At 60.0% G+C, this 23,709-nt stretch carries 22 protein-coding genes and 1 pseudogene; 17 read left to right on the forward strand and 6 right to left on the reverse strand.

Going from position 1 to position 23,709, the window contains the following annotated elements:
- Positions 1 to 13 precede the first annotated feature (13 nt).
- On the forward strand, positions 14 to 1,765 hold the full coding sequence (dld, locus tag NCHU2750_RS24890) for a D-lactate dehydrogenase (protein ID WP_119944720.1): 1,752 nt from the start codon (positions 14 to 16) through the stop codon (positions 1,763 to 1,765).
- A 44-nt stretch (positions 1,766 to 1,809) separates the two neighbouring features.
- Here dld and NCHU2750_RS24895 read toward each other — a convergent pair whose 3' ends face one another.
- The 3 genes from NCHU2750_RS24895 to NCHU2750_RS24905 are packed head-to-tail and all read right to left on the reverse strand — an operon-like array spanning position 1,810 to position 6,326.
- On the reverse strand, positions 1,810 to 3,009 hold the full coding sequence (locus tag NCHU2750_RS24895) for an FAD-dependent monooxygenase (protein WP_119944486.1): 1,200 nt from the start codon (positions 3,007 to 3,009) through the stop codon (positions 1,810 to 1,812).
- Positions 3,006 to 4,271, reverse strand: coding sequence for an MFS transporter (locus NCHU2750_RS24900; protein WP_119944487.1), 1,266 nt, complete (start codon positions 4,269 to 4,271; stop codon positions 3,006 to 3,008). The genes NCHU2750_RS24895 and NCHU2750_RS24900 overlap by 4 nt, the downstream gene beginning before the upstream one ends.
- A gap of 6 nt (positions 4,272 to 4,277) precedes the next feature.
- Positions 4,278 to 6,326, reverse strand: a complete 2,049-nt coding sequence (locus NCHU2750_RS24905; protein WP_245480513.1) for a TonB-dependent receptor — start codon at positions 6,324 to 6,326, stop codon at positions 4,278 to 4,280.
- A gap of 124 nt (positions 6,327 to 6,450) precedes the next feature.
- On the opposite strand from NCHU2750_RS24905, the gene NCHU2750_RS24910 reads away from it, so the two are divergent.
- Positions 6,451 to 7,434 carry a helix-turn-helix transcriptional regulator gene (locus NCHU2750_RS24910; RefSeq protein ID WP_245480514.1) on the forward strand — a complete coding sequence of 328 codons (984 nt, stop codon included), beginning with the start codon at positions 6,451 to 6,453 and terminating at the stop codon, positions 7,432 to 7,434.
- Positions 7,435 to 7,673: 239 nt separating this feature from the next.
- Here NCHU2750_RS24910 and NCHU2750_RS24915 read toward each other — a convergent pair whose 3' ends face one another.
- A complete protein-coding gene (locus NCHU2750_RS24915) occupies positions 7,674 to 8,855 on the reverse strand; it encodes a trans-sulfuration enzyme family protein (protein WP_162939788.1) in 1,182 nt (393 codons plus the stop codon).
- 42 nt (positions 8,856 to 8,897) lie between these two features.
- On the opposite strand from NCHU2750_RS24915, the gene NCHU2750_RS24920 reads away from it, so the two are divergent.
- Genes NCHU2750_RS24920 through NCHU2750_RS24950 form a run of 7 tightly spaced genes read left to right on the forward strand, consistent with a single transcriptional unit; the run spans position 8,898 to position 14,767 of the window.
- A complete protein-coding gene (locus NCHU2750_RS24920) occupies positions 8,898 to 10,085 on the forward strand; it encodes a M20 metallopeptidase family protein (protein WP_119944489.1) in 1,188 nt (395 codons plus the stop codon).
- Positions 10,086 to 10,131: 46 nt separating this feature from the next.
- Entirely contained in the window at positions 10,132 to 10,983 is an 852-nt protein-coding gene (locus tag NCHU2750_RS24925) for a transporter substrate-binding domain-containing protein (RefSeq protein ID WP_245480523.1), read from the forward strand.
- A gap of 7 nt (positions 10,984 to 10,990) precedes the next feature.
- Complete coding sequence (locus NCHU2750_RS24930; RefSeq protein ID WP_119944490.1) at positions 10,991 to 11,713, forward strand: ABC transporter permease; 723 nt, start codon at positions 10,991 to 10,993, stop codon at positions 11,711 to 11,713.
- The gene (locus tag NCHU2750_RS24935) at positions 11,710 to 12,396 is read left to right on the forward strand and encodes an ABC transporter permease (RefSeq protein WP_119944491.1); all 687 of its coding nucleotides are present in this window, start codon (positions 11,710 to 11,712) and stop codon (positions 12,394 to 12,396) included. Before NCHU2750_RS24930 ends, NCHU2750_RS24935 begins: the two co-directional genes overlap by 4 nt.
- Positions 12,393 to 13,166, forward strand: coding sequence for an ABC transporter ATP-binding protein (locus tag NCHU2750_RS24940; RefSeq protein WP_119944492.1), 774 nt, complete (start codon positions 12,393 to 12,395; stop codon positions 13,164 to 13,166). Before NCHU2750_RS24935 ends, NCHU2750_RS24940 begins: the two co-directional genes overlap by 4 nt.
- 9 nt (positions 13,167 to 13,175) lie before the next feature.
- A complete protein-coding gene (locus tag NCHU2750_RS24945) occupies positions 13,176 to 13,853 on the forward strand; it encodes a GntR family transcriptional regulator (RefSeq protein ID WP_119944493.1) in 678 nt (225 codons plus the stop codon).
- A gap of 20 nt (positions 13,854 to 13,873) precedes the next feature.
- Complete coding sequence (locus NCHU2750_RS24950) at positions 13,874 to 14,767, forward strand: homocysteine S-methyltransferase family protein (protein ID WP_119944494.1); 894 nt, start codon at positions 13,874 to 13,876, stop codon at positions 14,765 to 14,767.
- A gap of 169 nt (positions 14,768 to 14,936) precedes the next feature.
- Here NCHU2750_RS24950 and NCHU2750_RS24955 read toward each other — a convergent pair whose 3' ends face one another.
- On the reverse strand, positions 14,937 to 15,818 hold the full coding sequence (locus NCHU2750_RS24955) for a DMT family transporter (protein ID WP_245480515.1): 882 nt from the start codon (positions 15,816 to 15,818) through the stop codon (positions 14,937 to 14,939).
- A 130-nt stretch (positions 15,819 to 15,948) separates the two neighbouring features.
- Between NCHU2750_RS24955 and NCHU2750_RS24960 the strand changes: the two genes are divergently transcribed.
- On the forward strand, positions 15,949 to 16,434 hold the full coding sequence (locus NCHU2750_RS24960; RefSeq protein WP_119944495.1) for an Lrp/AsnC family transcriptional regulator: 486 nt from the start codon (positions 15,949 to 15,951) through the stop codon (positions 16,432 to 16,434).
- A 1-nt stretch (position 16,435) separates the two neighbouring features.
- Here NCHU2750_RS24960 and NCHU2750_RS24965 read toward each other — a convergent pair.
- A pseudogene (locus tag NCHU2750_RS24965) lies at positions 16,436 to 17,162 on the reverse strand (IS30 family transposase); the annotation flags it as partial.
- Between the two features lie 201 nt (positions 17,163 to 17,363).
- On the opposite strand from NCHU2750_RS24965, the gene NCHU2750_RS24970 reads away from it, so the two are divergent.
- The 7 genes from NCHU2750_RS24970 to NCHU2750_RS25000 all read left to right on the forward strand — a co-directional run bounded on the left by NCHU2750_RS24970 (position 17,364) and on the right by NCHU2750_RS25000 (position 23,708).
- Positions 17,364 to 17,684, forward strand: a complete 321-nt coding sequence (locus NCHU2750_RS24970) for an aquaporin (RefSeq protein WP_245480516.1) — start codon at positions 17,364 to 17,366, stop codon at positions 17,682 to 17,684.
- Between the two features lie 333 nt (positions 17,685 to 18,017).
- Positions 18,018 to 18,365: a YidB family protein gene (locus tag NCHU2750_RS24975; protein WP_119944496.1), complete on the forward strand. Its 348-nt coding sequence runs from the start codon at positions 18,018 to 18,020 to the stop codon at positions 18,363 to 18,365.
- Positions 18,366 to 18,466: 101 nt separating this feature from the next.
- A complete protein-coding gene (locus tag NCHU2750_RS24980; protein WP_119944497.1) occupies positions 18,467 to 19,375 on the forward strand; it encodes a LysR family transcriptional regulator in 909 nt (302 codons plus the stop codon).
- A gap of 145 nt (positions 19,376 to 19,520) precedes the next feature.
- Positions 19,521 to 20,681 (forward strand): ABC transporter substrate-binding protein, encoded by a 1,161-nt coding sequence (locus tag NCHU2750_RS24985; RefSeq protein WP_119944498.1) that lies wholly within the window; start codon positions 19,521 to 19,523, stop codon positions 20,679 to 20,681.
- Positions 20,682 to 20,957: 276 nt separating this feature from the next.
- A complete protein-coding gene (locus NCHU2750_RS24990) occupies positions 20,958 to 21,944 on the forward strand; it encodes an ABC transporter ATP-binding protein (RefSeq protein ID WP_119944499.1) in 987 nt (328 codons plus the stop codon).
- The gene (locus tag NCHU2750_RS24995; protein WP_119944500.1) at positions 21,941 to 22,903 is read left to right on the forward strand and encodes an ABC transporter permease; all 963 of its coding nucleotides are present in this window, start codon (positions 21,941 to 21,943) and stop codon (positions 22,901 to 22,903) included. The genes NCHU2750_RS24990 and NCHU2750_RS24995 overlap by 4 nt, the downstream gene beginning before the upstream one ends.
- On the forward strand, positions 22,893 to 23,708 hold the full coding sequence (locus tag NCHU2750_RS25000) for an ABC transporter permease (protein ID WP_119944501.1): 816 nt from the start codon (positions 22,893 to 22,895) through the stop codon (positions 23,706 to 23,708). Before NCHU2750_RS24995 ends, NCHU2750_RS25000 begins: the two co-directional genes overlap by 11 nt.
- The last annotated feature ends 1 nt before the right edge of the window (position 23,709 follow it).

The following is a 23,709-nucleotide window of genomic DNA, read 5'->3' on the forward strand; positions in this document are numbered from 1 at the left end:
GAGAGGAGACATGATGACGCGCAAGGAACTGGTAGCAGGCGTGAAAGCCATCGTTGGCGGCGCACATTGCCTTGTCGATGCACGCCAGACCGAACGGTTCAGGAAGGGATTTAGGGCGGGCGAGGGGGAGGCTGCCCTGGTTGCCATTCCCGGGACGCTCGTGGAGATGTGGAAGGTGCTGAAGCTTGCCATCGAAGCAGACTGCATCGTCATCATGCAGGCAGCCAATACCGGCCTGACCGGCGGCTCCACCCCCTATGGCGCTTATGATCGTGATGTGGTCATCATCAGCACGCTCCGGCTCGACCGCATCGATATCCTCGACGGCGGCCGCCAGATCCTCTCGCAACCGGGAGGGACGCTTTTCGCCCTCGAAACGCTGCTGAAGCCTCTCGGACGGCAGCCGCATTCGGTCATCGGCTCGTCCTGCATCGGCGCCTCGATCATCGGCGGCGTCTGCAACAATTCCGGTGGTGCGCTGGTGCGGCACGGACCGGTCTATAGCGAACTTTCGCTCTATGCAGAACGGACGGCATCGGGCGAGCTGCGCCTCGTTAACCATCTCGGCATCGATCTCGGCGAAACAGCGGAGGAGATGCTCGGCCGGCTCGATCGCGGCGCCATCGACCCGTCGACGGTGCGGTCGGGAACCGGCAGGGCGTCGGATGATGGCTATGCGAAACGCGTACGCGACGTCGATGCCGCGACGCCCGCCCGCTTCAATGCGGATCCGCGCGGGCTATTCGAAAGCTCCGGATCGGCCGGCAAGGTTGCGGTCTTTGCGGTGCGCCTCGACACGTTCCCGGTCGTGGCGGAGCCGACCGTTTTCTATATCGGCACCAATGATACGGCAGAACTCACCACCTTGCGCCGGCGTTTGCTGACGGAGCTCTCCGAGCTTCCGATCAGCGGCGAATACATGCATCGCGACTGCTTCGACATTGCCCGTCGTTTCGGCAAGGACGTGCTCCTGATGATCCACTGGCTGGGAACGGCGCGACTGCCGATGTTCTTCGCAGCCAAGGGCTCGATCGACGCATGGCTGGGCGGCAAGCGGTTTTTCCCGAAGAATCTCACAGACAGACTGCTGCAGACCATTGCCGATCTGCTGCCGGAAGCCCTGCCCAAACGCCTTCTCGATTTCCGCGAGAAGTTCGAACATCATCTGATCCTCAACGTTCCCGGATCCGTCGCACAGGAGACGAGGGCAATGCTGGACGTGACCGTCGGACCGGGTGGCTGGTTCGCCTGCGACGCGATGGAAGCCAAGAAGGCGATGCTCAATCGGTTCGCCGCGGCTGGCGCGACGGTTCGCTATGCCGCAGTCAGGCCCGAGGAGGTCGAGGATATCCTGGCGCTGGATATCGCCCTTCGCCGCGATGACCGCGACTGGTTCGAGACGCTGCCGCCGGATGTCGACGCTCAGATCGGCCGAAAAATCTACTACGGCCATTTTCTCTGCCATGTTCTGCATCAGGACTACGCCTTGAAGAAGGGCACGGACGCCGCGGCGATCAAGGCCCGGATGCTGGAAATCCTCGACGAGCGAGGCGCGGAATATCCCGCCGAGCACAATGTCGGCCACATCTACAGGGCCAAGCCCGCGCTCGCCGAGCACTACCGCGCTCTCGATCCGACCAACAGCTTCAACCCAGGTATCGGCAAGACGTCGCGCGAGAAATGCTATGGCAGCGCATGCGACTGTCAAGCTGCGCCGTCGGCAAGGATTGCAGAGGAGGTCGTCGAAACCGCACCGGGCGAGTAGGTGTCGCCGATTGCTTCCCGTCGCCAACAGCTCAAATGGAAATCTCACGGGCCCGAAACGGGCATGGTTTCTTGTTTCATATTGGCAGCAAGTGCAATCTCGGCCCGTATGGAATTGCTGAAATAACGCCCGAGCCAGGACCGCGGCATGTAGCGCATGAGAAGATTGCGCAGTCTGAACGCAAAGGCGCTCTGGGGAATGAAGACGGCGGCCATCTTGCGGCTGCGTGACTGCAGCCGCGTTATGATCGGCCTCAGCAGGAATTCATGGCGCTCGAAGGCCGTGCCGGGATCTTGCGCCACCTTCATGGCCTCGCCGAGCATTTCGGCCGAGGCGAGGGCCATGCCTGCTCCCTGCCCGGAAACAAGCGTCAGGCAATGCGCGGCATCGCCGATGAGCAAAACCCGATTCTGCGACCATTTCGGCAGGTCGATCATCGTGAGGCTGTCGATCAGCACCGGGCTTTCCTCGTGCTGCGTCTGTTTCAGGAGCTGGCGGACATGTGGATGACTATGGGCGCTGACGGCCTGCAGCAGATCGATCCTGCCCCCCCGCTGTTCGAGATTTGGGCGGTCGTCTCGCCACACATGCATAGCTGCGAGACGTCCATCATGCAACGCATAATATTCAGCAAGATGGCCGGGCTCGGCATAGGAAACGAAGTCGGTATCGAACTGCTTCGGCGCGCCGACATCATAGACGGAGAAGTAGTAGCCGAGCGGCTGGAGACAGGTATCGTCGGGTCCGAAAAGCTTTTGTCGCAAGCTCGAGCGGAATCCATCGGCGCCGATCAGCATATCCGCCACGATCGTCTCTCCGCTGGATAAGGTGACATCGACCTTGTCTTCCGTCTGAACGAAATCGTCGATCGTCTCACAGAAACGGATAGCTGCCGTGTCGGGCAATATTTCTGCAAGCGCCCGGACCAGATCTGTGCGCCGGACGGCGAGATAGGGAAGGTCGCGAATGAAGTCACGATAGCGCAGGCGCAGCAATTCGCGGCCCTTGCTGTCCTTGTAGACATTTTCGTCGATGCGGAATGCGCCGGCTTCCAGGCGATCACGCAATCCCATCCTGCAGGCCGTTTCAAAGCCAAGACCGGACAGGCCGAGCATATAGCCGTTCTCCCTAAGGCTCTCGGCACGTTCGATGATGACACTGCGCCAGCCGGCCTTGTCCAGCCACCATGCCGCTGCCAGGCCGGCGACACCCGCTCCGACAGTAACTGCAAGAGGTTTCGTCATGGGAGTGGCCCTTTCGCGAGGCGCGTTTCAAAGACGATGAGCAGGGGAGGTGCCATAGCCGCTAAGGCCGCAGCCAGCCCGAATGTGGCAGCATATCCCGCGTGGGTGGCGAGGATGCCGGCCGTCATGCCACAAAGCGCTGCGGTGATTGCGCTGGCAGACTGGAACAGCGTGAAATCGACGCCCGGTTGAGATGGTGAGGCAAGCCCCATGAGGCGGGCATAACTGGTGACGAAACCCGCTGCCATCATGGCGCTTTCGATCACGAACAGGCCTGCCAGAAGGGGCAGGTTGGCAAGCCCGGCGGCAATCGCAATCGCCAGCAGCGCCAGCGTGACCACATGGGTAGAGGCGACCGCAAACATCGCTCGCCGTCCTCCCAGCCGATGAGAAACCAACCCGCCGAGAGCAGTCCCCGCAAGCCCGGCTGCCACGCCACCGATACCGTTTAGAATGCCGAGCGTCGCAAGCGGCAGATCAGCATCGACCAGGACCGGACCGGCAAGCGCCTGAGCCACGCGCCCGCCCAGTTCCAGCACGATCGTCATCGCGATGCCGATACGCACTTCTCGTCGCCGTAACCCGTTCTTTAGGCTTGGTGCGAGGATCGGCGAGAACACCTCACCTCTCGGCTCGCGTATCGTTGTCATCGGGATCGAAAGGAGCGCCACCAGCACAGCCAGAATGAGCGAGGCGGCCATCCAGCCAAGCGCGGAATAGGCGGCGACAAAGAGCCCGCTGCCGAAGATCATGCCGAAATAGCCGCCACCCACTTGGGCAATATTGCCGAGGCCCCGTCGGCTTTCGGAAAACTGCTCGATGACGAAAGCATCACACACGATGTCCACTGTGGCGGAAGCAATCGCCATCACGATCAGCAAGGCTAGAAGCGTTGGAAATTCCGCCCCGCCATTCAAGCCGAAGACGAGGAGGGCCGCGACCACCAGGGCTTCGCCCAACAGTACCAGCCGGCGCGACCGGCGATAGCCATCCGGGCGCAGCCGTAGCCGCTCGACCGGGGCCGCCCAGAGAAACTTCAATGCCCAGACCAGCATGGCGAGCGAGACCAGCCCGATCTGGTCCAGCGCAACATTCTCTGCCCGCAAGATGGCCGGCAGGCCGAGAAAGGTCAGTCCGCCGACAAGGCTCTGGGCCGTGTAGATGCCGCCTGCCGCTGCGAGGAGTTGCGGCAGCGAAGGCGGTCGTGGCGACGCACTAGAACGAGAGGCAACGGACGGGGCCGACGAACGGGACAGGGACATTGCCTATCAAAATTCCTTGCGCAGCGTCAGGCCGAAGGTGCGACCCTTGCCAAGCGTGCCGAGTTCCGATGTGCCACTGACATAGCCGGAGGTCTCGTAGGATTTGTCGGCAATGTTCTGGACATAGAGCCGCGCCGAAAAACCGTCGGTCCTGGCAAAGTCGAGGCTGGCGTCGAAGGTCGCAAACCCCGACTGGCTCGCGGCATTGGCTTCGTCGAAATAGGTCTTCGAAAACGCGTTGACTGCTGCGTTGGCTGTCAACGTACCTTCGAGCAGATCATCGGCCAGCAGGTAGCCGAGGTTAAGGTGAGCCGTGACATCCGGTGCATAGGGCAGGCGATTGCCGTCATACGATGTCCCGGTATAGGGGTCGGTGGAATCGGTAAATTCGGAGCGGCCATAGGCGGCGTTGCCGCTCAGCGTCAGGCGTTCGGTTGCCCGCCACGTGGCCTCCATCTCGATGCCGGTGCTGGTCGCCTTGCCGGCATTGCGCAGGAATTGCGAGCCGATCAAGCCAACATAGATCTGCTTGTCTGACGAGCGGATATGGTAGATGGACGTGGATATATCCAGCGCGCCGTCAAGCAGCGTCGACTTCACGCCCATCTCGAAATTCCAGGCGCTTTCGGGATCGTAGGATGCCGAATCCACCGAGGACGAGATGCTGTGGTTGAAACCGCCCGGCTTGTATCCGCGGGAAATGACACCGAACAGGCGCGTGTCAGGGGTCAATTGGTAGCCGATTGCCCATTTGGGCTGAACGCTGGCAAAGCTGGCTTTGCGCTCGAAATCAAAGCCCATGCCCATTCCGTAGCTGTCCGCCCGATAGGCATCGATGCTGGAATGGTCGTAGGTGGCGCGCAAGCCGCTGGTAAGGTCGAGCCTGTCGGTCGCGTGCCATGTCAGTTCGCCGAATACGGCGGCGCTGTCGGTGACGACATTGTTGGTCGAAGGGCCATAATAAGGGGCAACCGCACTCTTCCACCCGTCGAAATCATTGTGGCTGTACCACAGGCCTGCCACACCGCTGAACATGTCGCCGTCATGGCTTAGGCGCAGTTCCTGCGAAATCGTCTCGTCATTCTGCGGCCACTGATATCGAGAACCGGCGCCGGCGGAGAAATCCCGCAGGACATCGCTCTTTTGATAGCTGGTGATGCTGGAGAGAGTGTAGTCACCGAGGTGATAGTTGAACTGGCCCGAAATGCTGGTCACATCGCGCTCGAGCCTTGGAATGTCCCCGTAGATGCTGCTGCGATAGATGCGATCATCGACATCGGACGCGAAGGAGTAGAGTTCTTCGCGTGAGAGCAGCTTTTCCTTCGAATAGCTGAGCGAAGCATCGAAGTCGCCTCCGGTCGGTGCATAGCGCAATGCGGCCCTCCCGTATCCATCGTTCGATTGGTTGATATTGTTGCGGCCGGTCGATGCGTCGTCGATATCGCCGGAAAAATGCTGGAAGTTGCCAGCATAATCGAAATACAGGGTGTTCGGGATTATAACGGCCGTACCGCCGACCTCGACCGACGGTTCGCTGTTGGAAATATTGGTCTGGATATAGAAGCGATTGGCGTCTTTCTTTCTTGTGATGATGTTGATGACGCCGCCATAGGCGTTGGCGCCATAGAGCGTGCCCTGGGGGCCGCGCAGCAGTTCTACTCGCTCAACATCCGTCAGCATCTGGGAGAATGTCGAGGGCAGTTGCGGAACGCCGTCGACATAGACCTGCACCGTTGGGTTGAAGTAGTCCGGAGATGACATGCCGCGCACGGTGACGTTCGAATAGACGCGGTTGCCGCGATTGCCGATGCTGACACCCGGAAAGACCTTCTGCAGATCTTCCACCGTGTGTATGCCGCGTGCATCCAGTTCCTCGCGGGTCACGACGGATACGGACGCATCTATCTTGCCTGCGTCCTGATCACGCTTGCCGGCGGTGATGACGATCGGCTTGAGTTCTCCCGTGCCTTCACCGTCCTGCGCCCATGCGCCCGGAACGCCGATCGTCCAAATGCATGCCGATGCCGCCAAAGCCATCTTCCTGCCGCTCACCATATTGATCCCCTCGCATCGCCAAATTAAACTTGAGCATCCTATTCCAGTTTATTGTCGCAGCGGCTAATGTTTTCGGGACCGGGATTGACGGAAATCGGACTAAAATGCTCGAAAGACGAAATTCATGGACCTGCCCAAGACCGCGCCGCATGAAGACCATGACGGCGATATGCCGCAGCCCGAACAGACCTGGCGGGAGACCGTTGATGCGGAGATAGACCAACTCGGCTGGCGGGATGCGACACGGATAGAACAGCCCGGCGACGACGTGTCGATCTACCTGATAGACACGATGCCCATCGAGGACCAGGTGTTTCATCCGGAGGGGCCGGCGACCTTTTCACTGTCGATCTTCATCGACGGGGCCGGGACGCTGTCCGTCGATGGTGCCAAACCATTTCCGGTACAGCCGGCAACCGCCGTTTTCTTCGCCTGCGATCGCATGACAAGGGGTGAGAACCACATTCGCGGCGGACGCCGGCTCTGCGTGGTCGATATTCGGGTAGAAAAGCCATTGCTTGAGAAACTGGGCGGCATATCGCTGTCGCGGCTTGGCGGGGCGGTGATCACCGAGCACAGCCTGCCGGAGCAGCACGTCTTCCTGCTCGGCTTCAAGGCACCGCCGGAACTCATCGCCGTTGCCCGCAGCCTTCTTCAATGCAGCTTTACCGAGGGAATGGCACGACGTGCCTATCTCTACAGCAAGGCAATAGAAGCACTGGGAATCGGGCTGGACGCGGTGACCAGACAGGCGGACGGCAAGCCCATCAAGCGCCTCAACGAAGAGGAAGCGCGGCGCCTCAACCAAGCCATCGCGCTGATCGAAAACCGCTATAGCTCCGACTGGACCATCCCTCGCCTGGCCCGCGAGGTGGGACTGAACGAGCGCAGGTTGAAGGAGGGTTTCCGACTGGTGATCGGCAACACGGTGCATGGTTATCTGCGCGCCACCCGGATCGACGCAGCTGCAACGCTACTGGCATCGGGTTCCAGCGTGACAGATGCTGCCTATGCCGTGGGCTTCGAAAATCTCAGCCACTTCAGCAAGGCTTTCCGCGAAGAAAAGGGCGTGTTGCCGAGCCAGTATCGCGGCCAGATCGGCGCATAGCATCGTCGTAGCAACGTGGGCGACCCGAAGAGAAGCACGACACCGATCAAAGCGAGCGGTACCGACGCCTTTGGATAAACGAGTGTGGAGAGCGGGACGCGCAAAATAGAAAGGCAACATTGTCAACCCGACGGCTTCCGGGCAGCACGACGAAGCTACATCGCCTGTTGCGACGAGATCGTGAAAGCCCCGATGGATATTGACGATACCTGATCGGACCCAAGGCCCAAGAGATGCGCTCAAGACATCGCACGGCGAAGGTCTTCTATGAGATCCCTGGGATCCTCCAGACCGATGGACAGGCGAATAAGGTCATCGGGGCAGAGCGTGCCTTCGCCCTCGGTCATGGCGCGATGCTCGATAAGGCTCTCGGTGGAGCCGAGCGAGGTCGATTGCCGGAAGACGGTCGTAGCGTTCGTTATCTTGGCGGCACAGGTGCTGTCCGACACGCGAAACGAAAGCATCGCACCGAAACCGCGTCCATACTGGCGTGAGGCAAGCTCAAACTGAGGATGGCCCGGCAGCCCCGGATAGTGAACCGTGTGGACACGCTGGTGAGCGGCGAGCCACTCTGCGATCGCCATGGCCGACGCCGAGGCACGCTGCATGCGAACAGCCAATGTGCGCAAGCCGCGCAAAAGCAGCCATTCCTGCATCGGGCTCAATACCGTTCCATTCTCGGTGCGAATAGCGATTAGCTTTTCCCGCAAGTTCGGATCGGCAACAACCAAGGCGCCCGCGGTTAAATCTCCATGGCCGTTGAGATATTTTGTCGCTGAGTGGAGCACAATATCGGCACCATGCTCGATTGGTCGGCAATGATAGGGCGTGGCTGCCGTCGCGTCCACGAGCAACCGGGTGCCTGCATTGCGGCCCAGTTCGGAAAGTCGGCGAATATCCGGCATCCGCCATTCCGGGTTGGTCGGGAGTTCCGACCAAATCAGGGCCGTCTGTCCGGGGCGGAGCGCCTTGGCTACGGCTTCTGTATCGCAGAGATCGACCGTCTCGACCGCCAGCCCGCGCGCTTCCGCCGCGCGCATAAGAATGCCTCGAAACTCGTAATAGCCTCTTTCTTCAAGCACAATGTGGCTGCCCTTGGCAAATGTGGCGAGCAGGGCCTGTGCGGCGGATGCCCCCGAGACAAAGCCGAGCGCGGCCGCCCCGCCATCCAGACCGACCATCATGCGTTCGAACAGACTGCCTTCAACCGCTCCGCCGCGGGCATACCCGATCGCGGCTTCGCCGGGTATCAGTACATGCGTAACACCCATATGGACCGCGGGCACCAGACCGCCCGTGTGGCTATCGGTGACGCCTCCGAGGCTGGCCACGAAGGTATCGATATTCTTGTCCATCGGACTCATGCTCACGTACAAAATTGTCGATTGTCGATCCTTGACATTGTTGTCGCGGTTTTGCAATGCTGCCTTATTAATCGATGGCTAAATCGTAGGCAAAGACACATGGCCCATCTTCCAAACGATCCCGGACAGGAAATCGAAACACTCGTGCGTGAGGTCGAGCCTCGGATCGTAGAAATCCGCCGGGATATCCACGCCCATCCAGAGACGGGCTTCGACACCGTGCGCACGGCCGCCCTGGTTGCTGACGAGTTGCGCACCCTTGGCCTGGAGCCGCAGACCGGCGTTGGCCGCACCGGCGTCGTCGCAACGATCACGGGTGGCCGCCCCGGTCCCTGCGTCATTCTGCGCGCCGACATGGATGCTTTGCCGATCGAGGAAAAGACTGGACTTCCCTTTGCTTCGACTATCCCCGGCAAGATGCATGCCTGCGGCCACGATATGCACACGGCTTCCCTCCTCGGAGCCGCAAATGCCTTGGTCAAGATTGCCCCGCGTCTGAGCGGCTCGGTGCGTCTCATATTCCAGCCTGCCGAAGAAACCCAGGAAAGTGGTGCTGCGGCCATGGTCGCCGATGGTGCCGCCGATGGCGCCGATTATGCGATCGCATTCCACAATCGCCCTGAAGCGCCGGCGGGCGCCGTGTTTCTCAACCGCGGAGCCAGCACTGCTTCCAGTGACGAGTTTCAGGTTATCGTGCGTGGCAAGTCGGGTCATGCGGCCCGCCCGCATGCGGCAATCGACCCGATCGTCTCGTCCGCCTACATCATTACCCAGCTTCAGACCGTCATTTCCCGGGAAATGGATCCGGCGCTCTCCGCGGTACTGACCATCGGCCACATCCAGGGTGGGGCGACGCAAAATATCATTCCCGACAGCTGCATGTTCGAGGGCACGGTGCGGTGCCGCTCGCCGGAATCCCGAGACCTCGCTGAAACTTCATTCAAGCGAATCTGCCTCGGGGCTGCCGCGGCCATGAATGCCGAGGTTGAGATCGAATATGTCCGGGGCGCGCCTCCATTAATGAACGACGACGGTCTGGTCGACCGTGCTGCCGCCGCTTTCGGCCTGCAGTTCGGCGATACCATTGTTGTCGAGCAGGGCAAGAGCTTCGGTGCCGAGGACTTTTCGTATTTCTCGGAACGCCTACCCTCGATCCAGATTTTCGTTGGATCGGGCCAGCCCGGCCGCGACGATCGCGTCCACAACTCCGATTACCAGCCCGACGAGGCTTGCATTGCCCAGAGTGCCATTGCACTTACGCGCATGGCCGTCGAGCTGATGTCCTGACAACACACATCGTCATTCGCACATAAAAGGGGATAATACATTGAACGTGAACCGCAGTCACTTTCTGCGCATCGGCCTCGCCACGCTGGCCCTTGCCGTTGCCCTGCCGCAAGCTTCCTTCGCGCAGGACAAGAAGACATACGTCTTCGCCACCGAAGGCGCCTATCCTCCCTTCAACATGACTTCGCCGAGCGGCGAACTGCAGGGCTTCGAGATAGATCTGATTGCCGAAGTCGCCAAGCGCGGCGGCTTTGACTACAAGGTCATCTCACAGGCTTGGGACGGGATGATCCAGGGCCTCGTGGACGGCAAATACAACGGCGTCATCGATGCCGTCACGATCACCGACAAGCGCAAGGAAGTCGTCGACTTCTCGCTGCCTTACACGACCGGCGGATCCACCTTCGCCGTCACCAAGGACAGCGGCATCACGCTTGCTGGCAATGGCACAAGCGTCGACCTCTCCGACAAGGCGGCAAGCGATGCCGCCGTCGCAGATCTCGCCAAAGCCCTCTCCGGCAAGACCGTCGGCGTGCAGGTCTCGACCATCCAGTCAAGCTTCCTCACCCAGTATCTTGCCGACAAGGGCGTGACGATCCGCACTTACCAGAACGGCCAGGACGTCTACCAGGACCTGACGAACGGCCGCATCGACGCTGCCATGGCTGCCGTTACCAACATTGCCGCCTTCCTGCAGAAGCACAAGGATGACGTCATGGCAACCGGACCTTCGTTCAAGGGCGGTGTAATGGGCAATGGTTCGGCGGTCGCCGTGCGCAAGGGCGATAGTGAACTCAAGCCAGCCATCGATAAGGCACTGAAGTCCATGTCGGACGACGGCACCCTTTCGACCATGTCCAAGAAATGGTTTGGCCTCGACGTGACTCCGAAGCTCTGATCCACCAATGTCACCGGACTTCGTACTTTTGGGATTTGGGCCGGATGGCTGGGGGCTCGCATTGCTGCGGGCGGGCCTCCTGACCGTCGCCGTCTCTGTTGCCGCATTCATTTGCGGCATCATTCTGGGCACTTTTCTGGCCTGGGCTCGCGTTGGACGCAGTCGGCTGCTGCGAGTAGTAGCGGAGGTCTATTCCGTCGTTCTGCGTGGCGTCCCGGACATTCTGGTGATCTATCTGTTCTATTTCGGTGGGCGTCAGGTCGTGACGGTCATCGGAACAACGCTCGGCTTTGCCGGCCCGTTCGACATTAGCGGCTTCGTGGCCGGCATGCTGGCCATCGGACTGATTTCCGGCGCCTATCAGGGCGAAGTCCTGCGCGGGGCATACCAAGCCCTGCCGAAGGGCACGCTGGAGGCCGGCCTTGTCGTTGGCATGTCGCGATGGACGCTCTTTCGCCGGGTTATCGCGCCGCAGGCCATGGTGACCGCCATCCCAGGCCTCGGCAATCAGTGGCAGTCGGTCATCAAGGAATCGGCACTCGTTTCGGTCACCGGTCTCGTCGAAATCATGCGCCAGGTGACGGTCGCGGCCGGATCTACCCAAGAGCACTTCCTGTTCTACGGCGCAGGTGCCGTCCTGTATCTGGTGATCACAACGATTTCAGGGCAGGTATTCATGCTCATCGAGCGCAGAAGCCTGCGTGGCCATCCTTCGGGGGCACGCCGATGACCAATTCCTTCACGATCGAGGTTCTGGAAAAGCTTCTGGTGGGCCTTCCGTTGACGCTCAATCTCAGCTTCTTCTCGCTTCTGGGGGGCGGGTGTCTGGCGCTTCTGCTGAACCTGATGCGCGTGACGAAGATCGGCAACGCCATCGGATCGGCCTTTGTATTCCTGTTTCGCGGCTCGCCGCTTCTCGTCCAGATCTTCATGATCTACTACGGTCTGGCCAGCTTCGGTTTCATCCGCCACAGCTTCCTCTGGCCGTTCTTCCGCGAACCCTACTGGTGCGGCCTCCTGGCACTCATTCTCAACGATGCTGCCTATACTTCGGAGATCCTGCGTGGCGGCCTGCGTGCGGTTCCAAAGGGAGCAGTCGAAGCTGCGCGCGTCTCCGGAATGAGCTGGCCAACGGTGTTTCGTCGCGTTGTGCTGCCGTTGGCATTCCGTCAGGCGATGCCGGCTTATTCCAGCGAAGTGATCTCGATGATCAAGGCAACTGCGCTGGTAAGTACCGTAACGTTGATGGAAGTCACAGGTATCGCTCGTGCACTCGTCTCCGAGACATGGCGCGCTGTCGAGATTTTCCTCTGTGCCGCAGCCATATACCTGGTGCTTTCGTTGATCGTGTCACGAACGTTCACCTGGCTTGAGCACCGTCTTTCACCCTGGCAATTCAAAGTGAGCCGATGACAACCCAACCCGTAATCACGGTTCGCAACCTTCACAAGCGTTTCGGCGATAACGAAGTCCTGCGCGGCATAGATCTGACGGCGACCGACGGCGAGGTGATCTCCATCATCGGTGCCAGCGGCTCCGGCAAGAGCACACTCCTGCGCTCGATCCCTCTTCTTGAAATTCCCGATAAGGGCACGATTGCGGTCGGCGAAGACAGCGTGTCGCCGGTCAATGGTCACATGACACGCCGGGAAGATGCGATGGCCCGTCGCATCCGTGGCCATCTCGGCTTCGTCTTCCAGAACTTCAATCTCTGGCCGCATCGTTCCGTCCTGGAAAACGTCATCGAAGCCCCGATCCATGTACAGGGCCGTCCCAGGGCCGAATGTATCGATGAGGCAATGGCGCTTCTGCAGAAGGTCGGACTGGCGGAAAAGCGCGATGCCTGGCCGGCACATCTCTCCGGCGGTCAACAACAGCGCGTTGCCATTGCGCGAGCCCTTGCACAGCGCCCGCGTGCGATACTGTTCGACGAGCCTACATCGGCGCTCGATCCCGAACTGGTCGGCGAAGTTCTGAAGGTCATCCGTGGACTGGCAGAGGAGGGGCGCACGATGCTGATTGTCACCCACGAGATGGGCTTTGCCCGAGAGGTGTCGAGCCGTACGATCTTCCTCAACAAGGGGGTCATCGAAGAGGACGGCACGCCTGAAAAGGTATTTGGTTCGCCAACGTCTGAACGTTGCCGCTCGTTCATCAGCGGTCATTTCGACCGTAACCGCTAGGGTGAGACAATGCGCGATCCCATTGATCGGAAAAGCTTGCAGGACAGCGCCGTCGACTGGTTGAGGGAAGCTATCGTGCGGGGAGCCTTTGCTTCAGGCGCGACCCTGACGGAGCTCGCGCTTACCGAACAGATCGGGGTCGGGCGCAGTACGGTTCGCTCGGCCCTTTTCGCGCTCGAGGCGCAGGAACTGGTCGTTCGCACACCCTATTCGAGTTGGCATGTGGCGACACTGGACGCACGCGAGATAGAAGAGATCTATACGTTGCGTGCGGCGCTCGAAGGCTTGGCTGCCAGGATCGTGGCGCAGAAGCGTGAGCAGATCGACATGGCGCCTATCGACGCCGCCTTCCATGCTCTTGAAACAATCGATGCTGCAAACTCCGATCAACGGCTGAGGGCAGATCTGGGCTTTCATGCCAGCACTGTTGTTCAGACGGGCCATCGTCTTCTAGCCCGGCGGCATGCCCAACTGGCAGACAAGATGGAATGGCTCTATCGCTGGTCGGAGCTTCATTGGCCTCGTCGCAGGGATCTTGTCGAAGAGCATCAGAAACTCAGAGATGCGCTTTTCAACGGGTCGCCGGACGACGCTGAACAGGCCGTGCGCGACCATATTTCACAATCCATCACCGCCGACATCGAAGGCTTCCACGAGCTGGAAGCTCGCGACACCAAGAAGCCCTGAAACAAGAGCTGAGCAGATCAATGAGTGACATAACTATCCTCGACGGCGGCATGGGCCGCGAACTTGAACGCGTCGGAGCTCCCTTCCGGCAACCGGAATGGTCGGCGCTTGCCTTGATGGAAGCGCCGGATATGGTCCGGCAAGTGCATGAGGGCTATATCCGCGCCGGCGCCCGGATCATCACGACAAACAGCTATGCGCTTGTGCCGTTCCATATAGGCGACGAGCGTTTCAAGGCGGATGGCGCCCGCCTCGCGGAGCTTGCCGGCCGGATGGCGCGTGAGGCTGCGGCCCTGTCATCCGACGTCAAGGTTGCTGGTTCTCTGCCGCCCGTTTTCGGTTCCTATCAGCCACATCTGTTCCGGTCGGATCTGGCACAGCAATATCTCGGTGTGCTGGTGGGTGGGCTGGCGCCGCATGTCGATTTTTGGCTTGCCGAAACCCAAAGTTCTATCGAGGAAGCATCGGCTGCAGCGCAGGCGGTCAAGGCTACCGACAAACCGCTTTGGATCTCCTTCACATTGCGCGACGACGTTGGCCCCGAAGAAATGCCGGAGCCGCAGCTGCGTTCCGGACAGACTGTTGCGGATGCCACGCGCCTGGCCGTCTCGCTGGGCGCCGAGGCCATGCTCTTCAACTGCTCCATGCCGGAAGTCATGGCCGCCGCGCTATCGGCAGCCCACAGCGTGGCTCCCGAGCTGAGGCTCGGCGTATACGCAAATGCCTTTGCATCGCAGGACGATGACGGCGCTGCCAACGAGGTCATCTCCGACATCCGCGCAGACCTGGATCCGCAATCCTATGGCAAGTGGGCAAAGACCTGGATGGAAAAGGGCGCATCCATCATCGGCGGATGTTGCGGTATCGGTACCGAGCATATCCACCATTTGTCCAGTCGATTTTCCTGCAACTGAATGACATCACCGACAGAAGGGGCGGGCGCCGCATGCGCGATGCCCGCCTTTCTTGCGAATCTCGCCGGCCGCCTCCGCAACTGGCCGTGTGTCGCGACTGTCTCAGGTTTGGCTATGAGCGCGTGCTGCCGCGGCGGCAAACAGTATTCCTGTGACGATCAGAACAAGGCTAATGACGAAGAGGGTCGACAACCTTGTTCCCCAGGAAGGCAACCGAGGCTGCAATACCAATCAGCGGAACGCCGAGGGTGAAGTTCGACATTGCGAAGACCGAGATGCGGCGTCCGAATTCGGCGGAGATTACGAAGCAGGCCGAAGTTGCAACCGGCCCGATGAAGAAGAGCAATGCAAGAATATGGCTGTCATGTGGAAGGGCCGATGGCACACCCTCGACGCCATAGGCGATTACGGCAAGCGGGATGGTCGCCAGGAGCATCTGCCAGGGTGCGAGAGACAACGGCGTTGAAGCCCAGCGGTGGCGGCGAATGTGCAGGATTACGACAGACCAGCAGATGGCTGCAAGCAGCAGGAATACGCATCCGGTGATCGTGCCGGCCTTGCGCCAGTCCATTTCGAGCGGCGAGCATATCAGGGCGACGCCGGCAAGCCCAATGGCCAGCGCCCCGAGTTGCATGCGGGTCGGTGACTGCCGGAACAAAAGCCATCCCATGAATACCGCCCAGATGGGGGTCGTGTATGCAAGAAGCACCGCCTTGCTCGTATCGGTCTGGGTCATGGCGATCATGCCGAGCCCGGTAAAGGCCATCATCTGCAACAGGCCCATGCTGGCAACGATCGGCAAATCCTGCTTGCCCGGCAGGCGAAGGTCGCCGCGAAGGGCCACGAACACAAAAAGGCAGACCGAGGCGCTGCCAAAGCGGATTGCCGCCAGCCAAAGCGGTGGGACCTCGACAAGTGCAAGCTTCGTCGCCGGCCAGCTCAAGCCCCAGAGCAGGACCATCACGGTCAGCCAGATGAATGTTGGGACTTGGCTTGGCTTCAACGCTGGCACAGTGCCGATGCTCGGTGTGCAATCCTGCTTCAGGCTCATCTCGTCTTCTCAGCTGGGCGACATTGATCGGCAAGCTAAGCGAACAGCCCGCGAATTTCTGACCTATTGGGGCGGTCTTTGCGCGAAGTTAGAAAAACATAACCAGGAAGGCGCATTTCGCGGGTAATTTATGCCGAAGACTTCTGATATCCTCGATGAAGCGAGCCTGAGAATCCTCGATGCGCTTCAGCTGAACGCTGAATTGAGCAATTCCGAGCTTGCTGAAAAGGTCGGGCTATCGGCTTCGCCTTGCTGGCGCAGAGTGTCGGATCTCAAGGCACAAGGCGTGATCCGCGGTTCCGTGGCCATCGTTGATCCGTTGAAGCTGGGCCTTGCCGTCAACGTGTTCATCCATGTGACCCTGTCCAAGCAGGACAAGCAAACCCTTGAAGGGTTTACCAATACGGTTCGCAATCGTCCGGAGGTCATGGAGTGCTACCTGATGACCGGGGAGGCTGACTTTCTTCTGCGGGTCGTGATTGAAGACCTTATCAAATACCAGGAGCTGATGGTGGACTGCCTGACCCGCATTCCAGGCGTATCGAACATTCGTTCCAGCTTCGCTCTCGATCAGGTGAAGTATACAACAGCCCTCCCGACGCGTCACCTTCGCTGAAAATCGCGATCCGCTGACGCGCGAAGGCCGGCAAAGGCGAAAACGCTCTGATGATCCTGTCCATAATCGGACGTGAATGCCGGCTCTGGTTCTTCAGCAGCACGACATAGCGGCTTGTGCGCTCAACGATCGAGGTAATGTTGGCATGACCGAGTTCACGTTCGAAGATCTGAAGGTCGCCTTCCCAATGGCCGAACTGCGAGCGATCTTTAATGTAATCAGGCCGTTGAGATATTCTGTGCGTGGACGGAAAGACGCTGTTTCGGGGCTTTCTGGAGCCTCGCGATCGGCGTTTGCGACGTGCCTCTGGTAGGTAGCGATAGAGCCCGAGGCTTTAGTCTTCCTTGCAATAAATGAAGTGATAGATGGTTTCGGCGCAGATGCGCACGAGGCTGATGCCATCGGCCAGCAGACGACCGGCAATCTGCTCAGGTGACCAGTAGGCTTTCAATCGTTCAATGATTAGAGCAGTGCAACTGCGGATGCCGTCTGAGCTTTCTCAGCCGCCTGCGGCGCTCCTTGGAGATGTCATCGGCGACGGTGCTGTAATAGCCGTCATAGTCCGGCAGTTCGCGACCACGAAACGTGTTGAGCTTGATCTCGCGATAGATGGTCGAACGATGGCGGCCAAGCTGACGTGCCATCTCGTTGACCGGAACCTTTGCCGCCACCAGATGATGAAGACACCGGCGATCGGCGAGGGTGATCTGCGTATAGCATCGGGACATGCCAAAATCCCCAAAGTGAAGCCATTGAAATTACTGGCATGTCACACTTCATTCTTGAACTTACCCCGACTACATAGGCAGATCGCATAAGATAGCTTATGGAACTGATTTGCCGAAACAGAAGCGGAGGTCATTTTGTAGACGGGATTGAAGTATCGCCATTCCTGAACGGCGGTTGCTGGCAGCTTTGAGTGGAAACCGTTGCTCCCCTACTGGATCGCGCAGTTCGCCGGCGGGCTCATCGCGGCGGCGATCCTTTACCTGATCGCCGCCGGCAAGGCCGATTTTGTCGTGGGCAGCCTTGCTTCCAACGGCTACGGCGCGAATTCGTCGGGCGGCTATGGCATGATGTCGACACTCGTTACCGAAATCGTCATGACGGGTGCATTCATCTTCATTATTCTCGGGGCGACCCACGGCCGTGCGCTGGCGGGTTTCTCACGGATCGCAATCGGCCTTGCTCTCACTCTGATCCATCTCGTCTCGATCCCGGTGACGAACACATCGGCCGATCCCGCATGATCGACTGCAGTTGCATTCTTCGCCCAGAGCGGAGCACTGGGCCAGTTATGGTTTTCTGGGTCGCCCCTCTGGCCGGTGCCGTCATCAGCGCGACGATCTGGAAGGCGCTTGGCGAAGGCGACTAACGCCGTTTCGCCATTCAAGCAGGTCGCAGCCACTCGGCTGCCGAAAGAGCCCGGCATTTCGGAAGAAGGCCTTCTTGCAAAAGTGGCCTCTGCGTTCTGCCCGAGGTGGTGGAGAATATCCGCAGTTCACATTGCGTTCACTTGATGAATGGCAAGTTCGGCTATCATATGAGGTTGATCGAACTATACAGAAAGATGGAGTAAGCGGATGTCATTGTTTGACAGTTTGAGCAGCGTTATTGGTGATGCTCTCAGCGGCAAGCCGATCAACCTGATGTCGGTCGCCGAGGACGTGTTCGAAAATGCGGGCGGCCTCGATGGCATTCTGGCGCAACTCAATCAGAGCGGGCTTGGCCATCAGGTCTCTTCCTGGATCGGCACTGGTGACAACCTTCCGATCTCGGCAGACCAGATCCGCGCAGCATTGTCGTCGGAGCAGGTGCAGAGCCTTGCGGCAAAATTCGGCGTGGATATCAGCCAAGTGCCGGAATTGCTGGCGAAGCATCTGCCGGAAACCGTTGATCAGGCAAGCCCGAACGGGGCGCTGCCATCCTGAGGTAGGACATCGCAGGCATTTTCATGCCGTCCTGCCATTCACTTTGGCACTCGGCCAGATCTCTATTGCAGGTCTGCGCCGCGCCATGATCTAACCCGATCATGGCCTTCACACTTCGTCAGCTGCAATATTTCGTGGCCGTGGCCGAGCAAGGCTCGGTCACGCGTGCCGCTCAGAACCTGTCGATTTCCCAATCCTCCGTCACGGAAGCCCTGAAGGAGCTGGAGACGGATCTCGGCGTCACCTTGTTCGAGCGACATCCGCGTGGCCTATCGATCACCCATAACGGCCACCAATTCCTACGCCACGCGACAAACATTCTGTCTGCCGTCTCCGATGCGCGCACCAGCTTCGGCAATCAGCGCGATGCAGCACCGGGAACGCTGAACATCGGCGTTACCTCCCTCGTCGCCGGTTATGTTCTCTCCGATCTCCTGGCCCGCTATCGCCGCGCCTGCCCGAATATCGAGGTCACCGCGATAGAGGATAACGGCAGTTATCTGGAACATCTGCTGGTCGGCGGCGAACTGGATGTCGCGGTCATGGTGATCTCCAACCTGCGCGACCGCATGGCGCTGCAGGCGGAAATCCTGGAAACCTCGCCCTATCGCCTTTGGCTGCCGCTCGGGCATCCGCTGGTATCGGCTGACATCATTTCGGTGTCGGACGTCGCCCGCGAACCGTTGATCATGCTGACGGTCGATGAAATCGAGGAGAACACCGGCAAGCTATTGAGTGCACTTGGCGCCCGTCCCCATGTCGCATTCCGCACACGTTCCGTGGAGGCCGTCCGCAGTCTCGTCGCCACCGGCGCCGGCATCGCTCTCTTGCCCGATCTCGTCTATCGCCCCTGGTCGCTGGAAGGCGACCGGATCGAAAGCCGGGATGTGTCTGGGGCTCTTCCCGTCGTACAGGTCGGCATGGTCTGGAGGAAAGGCTCCAGCCTGCCGCAATCCGCGAGGGATTTCGTCGCGGTTGCCGAAAACATGCGCTCCGGCCGAATTCGCTGACATTTGCAACCTAAACAATATCATTGATATCGGAAAAACCGATACCGTGTTTCTGATAAATGAATTTGCGAAAACGCAGATTGGAAGTCACCTTTTCGTCCGGGAACAAAACGCCGCGAAGCGGCACCGAACCGGGAGACGGACGATGAAGCATCTTCTGAAAGCATGCACCGTTACTTTGGCGAGCCTCAGCCTTGCCACACAAGTCGTCGCCGCAGAACCATTGAAGAAACTCGGAAAGGGCGAAGGCGAAGTCAGCATCGTCGCATGGGCCGGCTATATCGAGCGCGGTGAGACCGACAAGGCCTATGACTGGGTCACCGATTTCGAAAAGGAAACCGGCTGCAAGGTTTCCGTCAAAACCGCCGCCACATCAGATGAAATGGTGGCACTGATGAACGAAGGAGGCTTCGACCTTGTCACCGCCTCAGGCGACGCGTCGCTCCGCCTCGTCGCCGGCAAGCGCGTACAGCCGATCAACACCGCCCTGATCCCGAGCTTCAAGACAATCGACAAGCGCCTGCAGGATGCGCCCTGGCACACGGTCAACGGTGTACATTACGGTGTGCCCTATCTCTGGGGGCCGAACGTGCTGATGTACAATACCGATGTCTTCAAGGATCAGGCGCCGAAGAGCTGGAAGGTAGTCTTTGAAGAAGAAACGCTTCCCGACGGCAAATCCAACAAGGGCCGCGTTCAGGCCTATGACGGGCCGATCTATATCGCCGATGCAGCCCTCTATCTGATGGCGCACAAGCCCGAACTCGGCATCAAGGACCCTTACGAACTGAACGAAGACCAGTACAAGGCGGCGCTCGATCTGCTGCGCGGCCAGCGCCAGCTCGTCTCCCGCTACTGGCACGACGCCATGATCCAGATCGATGACTTCAAGAATGAAGGCGTCGTGGCTTCCGGTTCCTGGCCGTTCCAGGTCAATCTGATGCAGGCGGACAAGCAGAAGATCGCCTCCACCTTCCCCGAGGAGGGCGTGACCGGCTGGGCCGACACGACCATGCTGCATGCCGAAAGCAAGCACCCGAACTGCGCCTATATGTGGATGGAACATTCGCTGAAGGCCAAGGTTCAGGGCGATGCCGCCGCCTGGTTCGGCGCGGTCCCGTCCGTTCCGGCAGCCTGCAAGGGCAATGCGCTTCTGACAGACGAGGGTTGCAACACCAACGGCTACGATCATTTCGAGAAGATCAAGTTCTGGCGCACGCCGGTTGCCAAATGCAGCTCGCAAAGCGAATGCGTACCCTATCACCGCTGGGTCTCCGATTATATCGGCGTCATAGGCGGGCGGTAGTCGGTTACAAAGGGGAGAGGAAATCCTCTCTCCACGCACTGCAGAAAGCACGCCCCCTCCCCCTCCGGCGTGCCGGCGTCCTTCGAGCCCACCACAAAGGGGGAGAAGAGCTGCGGCACCCACTTTGCCTCGATTGAGGCAAGGCGGAACGGCCGGGTTAAGCCCTCCCCTTGTGGGGTCCGTCAGGACGGGTTGAGACCGGTGTCTCAACCCAGGCATGGTTGGGAGGGCTTTCAGTAAGCCCCCGTGCATTGATCTCAGAAACTCGGAGCCGTCATGACCCCCGCCGTCTCATTCTCCAAGGTTGCCCGCCATTTCGGGCCGGTACGCGCCGTCGACGGAGTGGATCTGGAGATCGCGCCCGGTGAATTCTTCGCCATGCTGGGGCCTTCCGGCTCCGGCAAGACGACCTGCCTGAGACTGATTGCCGGCTTCGAACAGCCGACATCCGGCCATGTGGAGATTTTTGGCGAGCGGGCCGATGGCGTTCCGCCCTATCGCCGCAACGTCAACACCGTCTTTCAGGATTATGCCCTCTTCCCGCATCTCTCCATCCTCGACAACGTTGCCTACGGGTTGATGGTCAAGGGGGTGGCCAAAGCCGAACGGTTGCGCGAGGCGGAAAAGGCGTTGGAACTGGTCAAATTGCCGGGCTATGGCACTCGCCGCCCCGCCCAGCTTTCGGGCGGCCAACGGCAGCGCGTGGCGCTTGCCCGCGCGCTGGTCAACCGGCCCAAGGTCCTGCTGCTCGACGAACCGCTCGGCGCGCTGGACCTCAAGCTGCGCGAACAGATGCAGGAGGAATTGAAGACCCTGCAGCGGGCACTCGGCATCACTTTCGTCTTCGTCACCCACGATCAGGGTGAGGCGCTGTCGATGGCCGATCGTGTGGCCGTCTTCAACAATGGTGGCATCGTCCAACACGGCACGCCGCAGGATATCTACAATCGGCCGAAGACGCGGTTTATCGCCGATTTCGTCGGCTCGTCCAACGTCATCCCGCCGGACAGAATGGCGGCACTCGGCGGCGAAGGCCGTTGGGCGAGCCTCAGGCCGGAGGCGATCCGACTTTCCGACAGCGGCACTGAAGCGACCATAGAGAATACCAGCTTCCTCGGCGCCGCCACACGGCTCGCGGTCGACCTGAGCGGGTTGAAGCTGCATGTCATGCAGCCGGCCGGCCTGACCGTTCCTGCTCTCGGCACCAGGGTCAGGCTCGCCTGGCAGGCGGGTGATCTGCATTACCTGGATGACGCGGCATGACGGTCCTCAACACGGCGGAGACTGCTACATCGATCCTGCCACGGCGCAGCGGATTTGCCGGCGCGCTCTCCGACACGTTCTGGCGGCATCCGAAACTCCTGCTCTTGCTGATGCTCACCCCGCCGCTGCTCTGGCTCGGCATCATCTATATCGGCTCGCTGATCGCGCTGCTTTTGCAGAGCTTCTTCTCGATCGACGACTTTTCCGGCATGGTCAGCTACGAGTTCACGCTGGCGACCTATGCCGAGCTTCTGAACCCCGCCAATTTCGACATCATCATCCGTACCGTCCTGATGGCAGCACTGGTCACGATCGCCTCGGCTTTCGTTGCTTTTCCGATCGCCTATTACGCCGCCCGCTATGCACAGGGAAAATGGAAGGCGCTTTTTTACCTCGGCGTCATGCTGCCGCTCTGGTCGAGCTATCTCGTCAAGGTCTATGCTTGGAAACTGATCCTTGCCAAGGAAGGCATCGTAACCTGGTTCTTCGCCAAGTTTCACCTGGCGTGGATACTCGACGGGGTGCTGGGGCTTCCGGTAATCGGCGGCAACTCGCTGTCGGTGAGCTATCTCGGCACCTTTATCGTCTTCGTCTATATCTGGCTGCCCTATATGATCCTGCCGACGCAGGCGGCGCTTGAGCGGGTTGCCGGCAATCTCGTCGAGGCTTCCGCCGATCTCGGCGCCACACCGCGCCAGACCTTTCGCACCGTGCTTTTCCCGCTCGCCCTTCCGGGCATCATCGCCGGCTCGATCTTCACCTTCTCGCTGACGCTCGGTGATTACATCATCCCGCAGATCATCGGCTCGTCGCGGCTTTTCATCGGCCAGGCCGTCTATACTCAGCAGGGCACGGCCGGCAACGTGCCGCTGGCAGCCGCCTTCTCCGTCGTGCCGATCGTTATCATGGGGATCTATCTCTGGCTTGCCAAACGCATGGGGGCTTTCGATGCGCTCTGACCGCGGCTCCCGCTCGCCGTTGACACTGAAGATTGGCGCCGGGCTTGGCCTGCTCTTTCTGCATCTGCCGATCCTGCTGATTTTCGTCTACGCCTTCACGACGGAGGAGAAGAGTTATCAATGGCCGCCGCCGGGCCTCACGCTGAAATGGTTCGGCATTGCCTGGAACCGGCCGGATGTCTGGGCAGCGCTGGGGCTTTCCGTCCAGGTTGCCTGTATCGCAACGGCAATTGCGCTCATCCTCGGCACGCTCTGTGCGGCTGCCGTCAGCCAGACGCGGTTTTTCGGCCGCGAGGCAATCTCGCTTCTCGTCATCCTGCCGATTGCGCTGCCGGGCGTCATAACCGGTATTGCTCTCCGCTCCGCCTTCAGCCTGATGGATATTCCTTTTTCGGTCTGGACGATCGTGCTGGGACACGCGACCTTCTGCGTCGTAGTCGTCTACAACAATGCGGTTGCCCGCTTCCGCCGCACCTCCGGCTCGCTGATCGAGGCGTCGATGGATCTCGGCGCCGATGGCTTCCAGACTTTTCGCCATGTGATCCTGCCCAATATCGGCACGGCGCTGCTTGCCGGTGGAATGCTCGCCTTCGCGCTTTCTTTCGACGAGGTGATCGTCACGACCTTTACCGGAGGTCAGCAATCGACGCTGCCGATCTGGATGCTCGAGGAACTGATCCGGCCACGCCAGCGGCCGGTCACCAATGTCGTTGCCATGATCGTGGTGCTCGTCACCTTCCTGCCGATCCTGGCCGCCTATTACCTCACCCGTGACGGCGACCAGATCGCCGGTTCCAGCAAATGAC

The sequence above is a fragment of the Neorhizobium sp. NCHU2750 genome, assembly GCF_003597675.1.
Classification (GTDB): Bacteria; Pseudomonadota; Alphaproteobacteria; order Rhizobiales; family Rhizobiaceae; genus Neorhizobium.

Bases quoted from the DNA above. Each gene is read 5' to 3' on its own strand.
- dld (WP_119944720.1), top strand. From the start codon at position 14: ATGACGCGCAAGGAACTGGTAGCAGGCGTGAAAGCCATCGTTGGCGGC.
- NCHU2750_RS24895 (WP_119944486.1), bottom strand. From the start codon at position 3,009: ATGACGAAACCTCTTGCAGTTACTGTCGGAGCGGGTGTCGCCGGCCTG.
- NCHU2750_RS24900 (WP_119944487.1), bottom strand. From the start codon at position 4,271: ATGTCCCTGTCCCGTTCGTCGGCCCCGTCCGTTGCCTCTCGTTCTAGT.
- NCHU2750_RS24905 (WP_245480513.1), bottom strand. From the start codon at position 6,326: ATGGTGAGCGGCAGGAAGATGGCTTTGGCGGCATCGGCATGCATTTGG.
- NCHU2750_RS24910 (WP_245480514.1), top strand. From the start codon at position 6,451: ATGGACCTGCCCAAGACCGCGCCGCATGAAGACCATGACGGCGATATG.
- NCHU2750_RS24920 (WP_119944489.1), top strand. From the start codon at position 8,898: ATGGCCCATCTTCCAAACGATCCCGGACAGGAAATCGAAACACTCGTG.
- NCHU2750_RS24930 (WP_119944490.1), top strand. From the start codon at position 10,991: ATGTCACCGGACTTCGTACTTTTGGGATTTGGGCCGGATGGCTGGGGG.
- NCHU2750_RS24935 (WP_119944491.1), top strand. From the start codon at position 11,710: ATGACCAATTCCTTCACGATCGAGGTTCTGGAAAAGCTTCTGGTGGGC.
- NCHU2750_RS24940 (WP_119944492.1), top strand. From the start codon at position 12,393: ATGACAACCCAACCCGTAATCACGGTTCGCAACCTTCACAAGCGTTTC.
- NCHU2750_RS24945 (WP_119944493.1), top strand. From the start codon at position 13,176: ATGCGCGATCCCATTGATCGGAAAAGCTTGCAGGACAGCGCCGTCGAC.
- NCHU2750_RS24950 (WP_119944494.1), top strand. From the start codon at position 13,874: ATGAGTGACATAACTATCCTCGACGGCGGCATGGGCCGCGAACTTGAA.
- NCHU2750_RS24955 (WP_245480515.1), bottom strand. From the start codon at position 15,818: ATGAGCCTGAAGCAGGATTGCACACCGAGCATCGGCACTGTGCCAGCG.
- NCHU2750_RS24960 (WP_119944495.1), top strand. From the start codon at position 15,949: ATGCCGAAGACTTCTGATATCCTCGATGAAGCGAGCCTGAGAATCCTC.
- NCHU2750_RS24975 (WP_119944496.1), top strand. From the start codon at position 18,018: ATGTCATTGTTTGACAGTTTGAGCAGCGTTATTGGTGATGCTCTCAGC.
- NCHU2750_RS24980 (WP_119944497.1), top strand. From the start codon at position 18,467: ATGGCCTTCACACTTCGTCAGCTGCAATATTTCGTGGCCGTGGCCGAG.
- NCHU2750_RS24985 (WP_119944498.1), top strand. From the start codon at position 19,521: ATGAAGCATCTTCTGAAAGCATGCACCGTTACTTTGGCGAGCCTCAGC.
- NCHU2750_RS24990 (WP_119944499.1), top strand. From the start codon at position 20,958: ATGACCCCCGCCGTCTCATTCTCCAAGGTTGCCCGCCATTTCGGGCCG.
- NCHU2750_RS24995 (WP_119944500.1), top strand. From the start codon at position 21,941: ATGACGGTCCTCAACACGGCGGAGACTGCTACATCGATCCTGCCACGG.
- NCHU2750_RS25000 (WP_119944501.1), top strand. From the start codon at position 22,893: ATGCGCTCTGACCGCGGCTCCCGCTCGCCGTTGACACTGAAGATTGGC.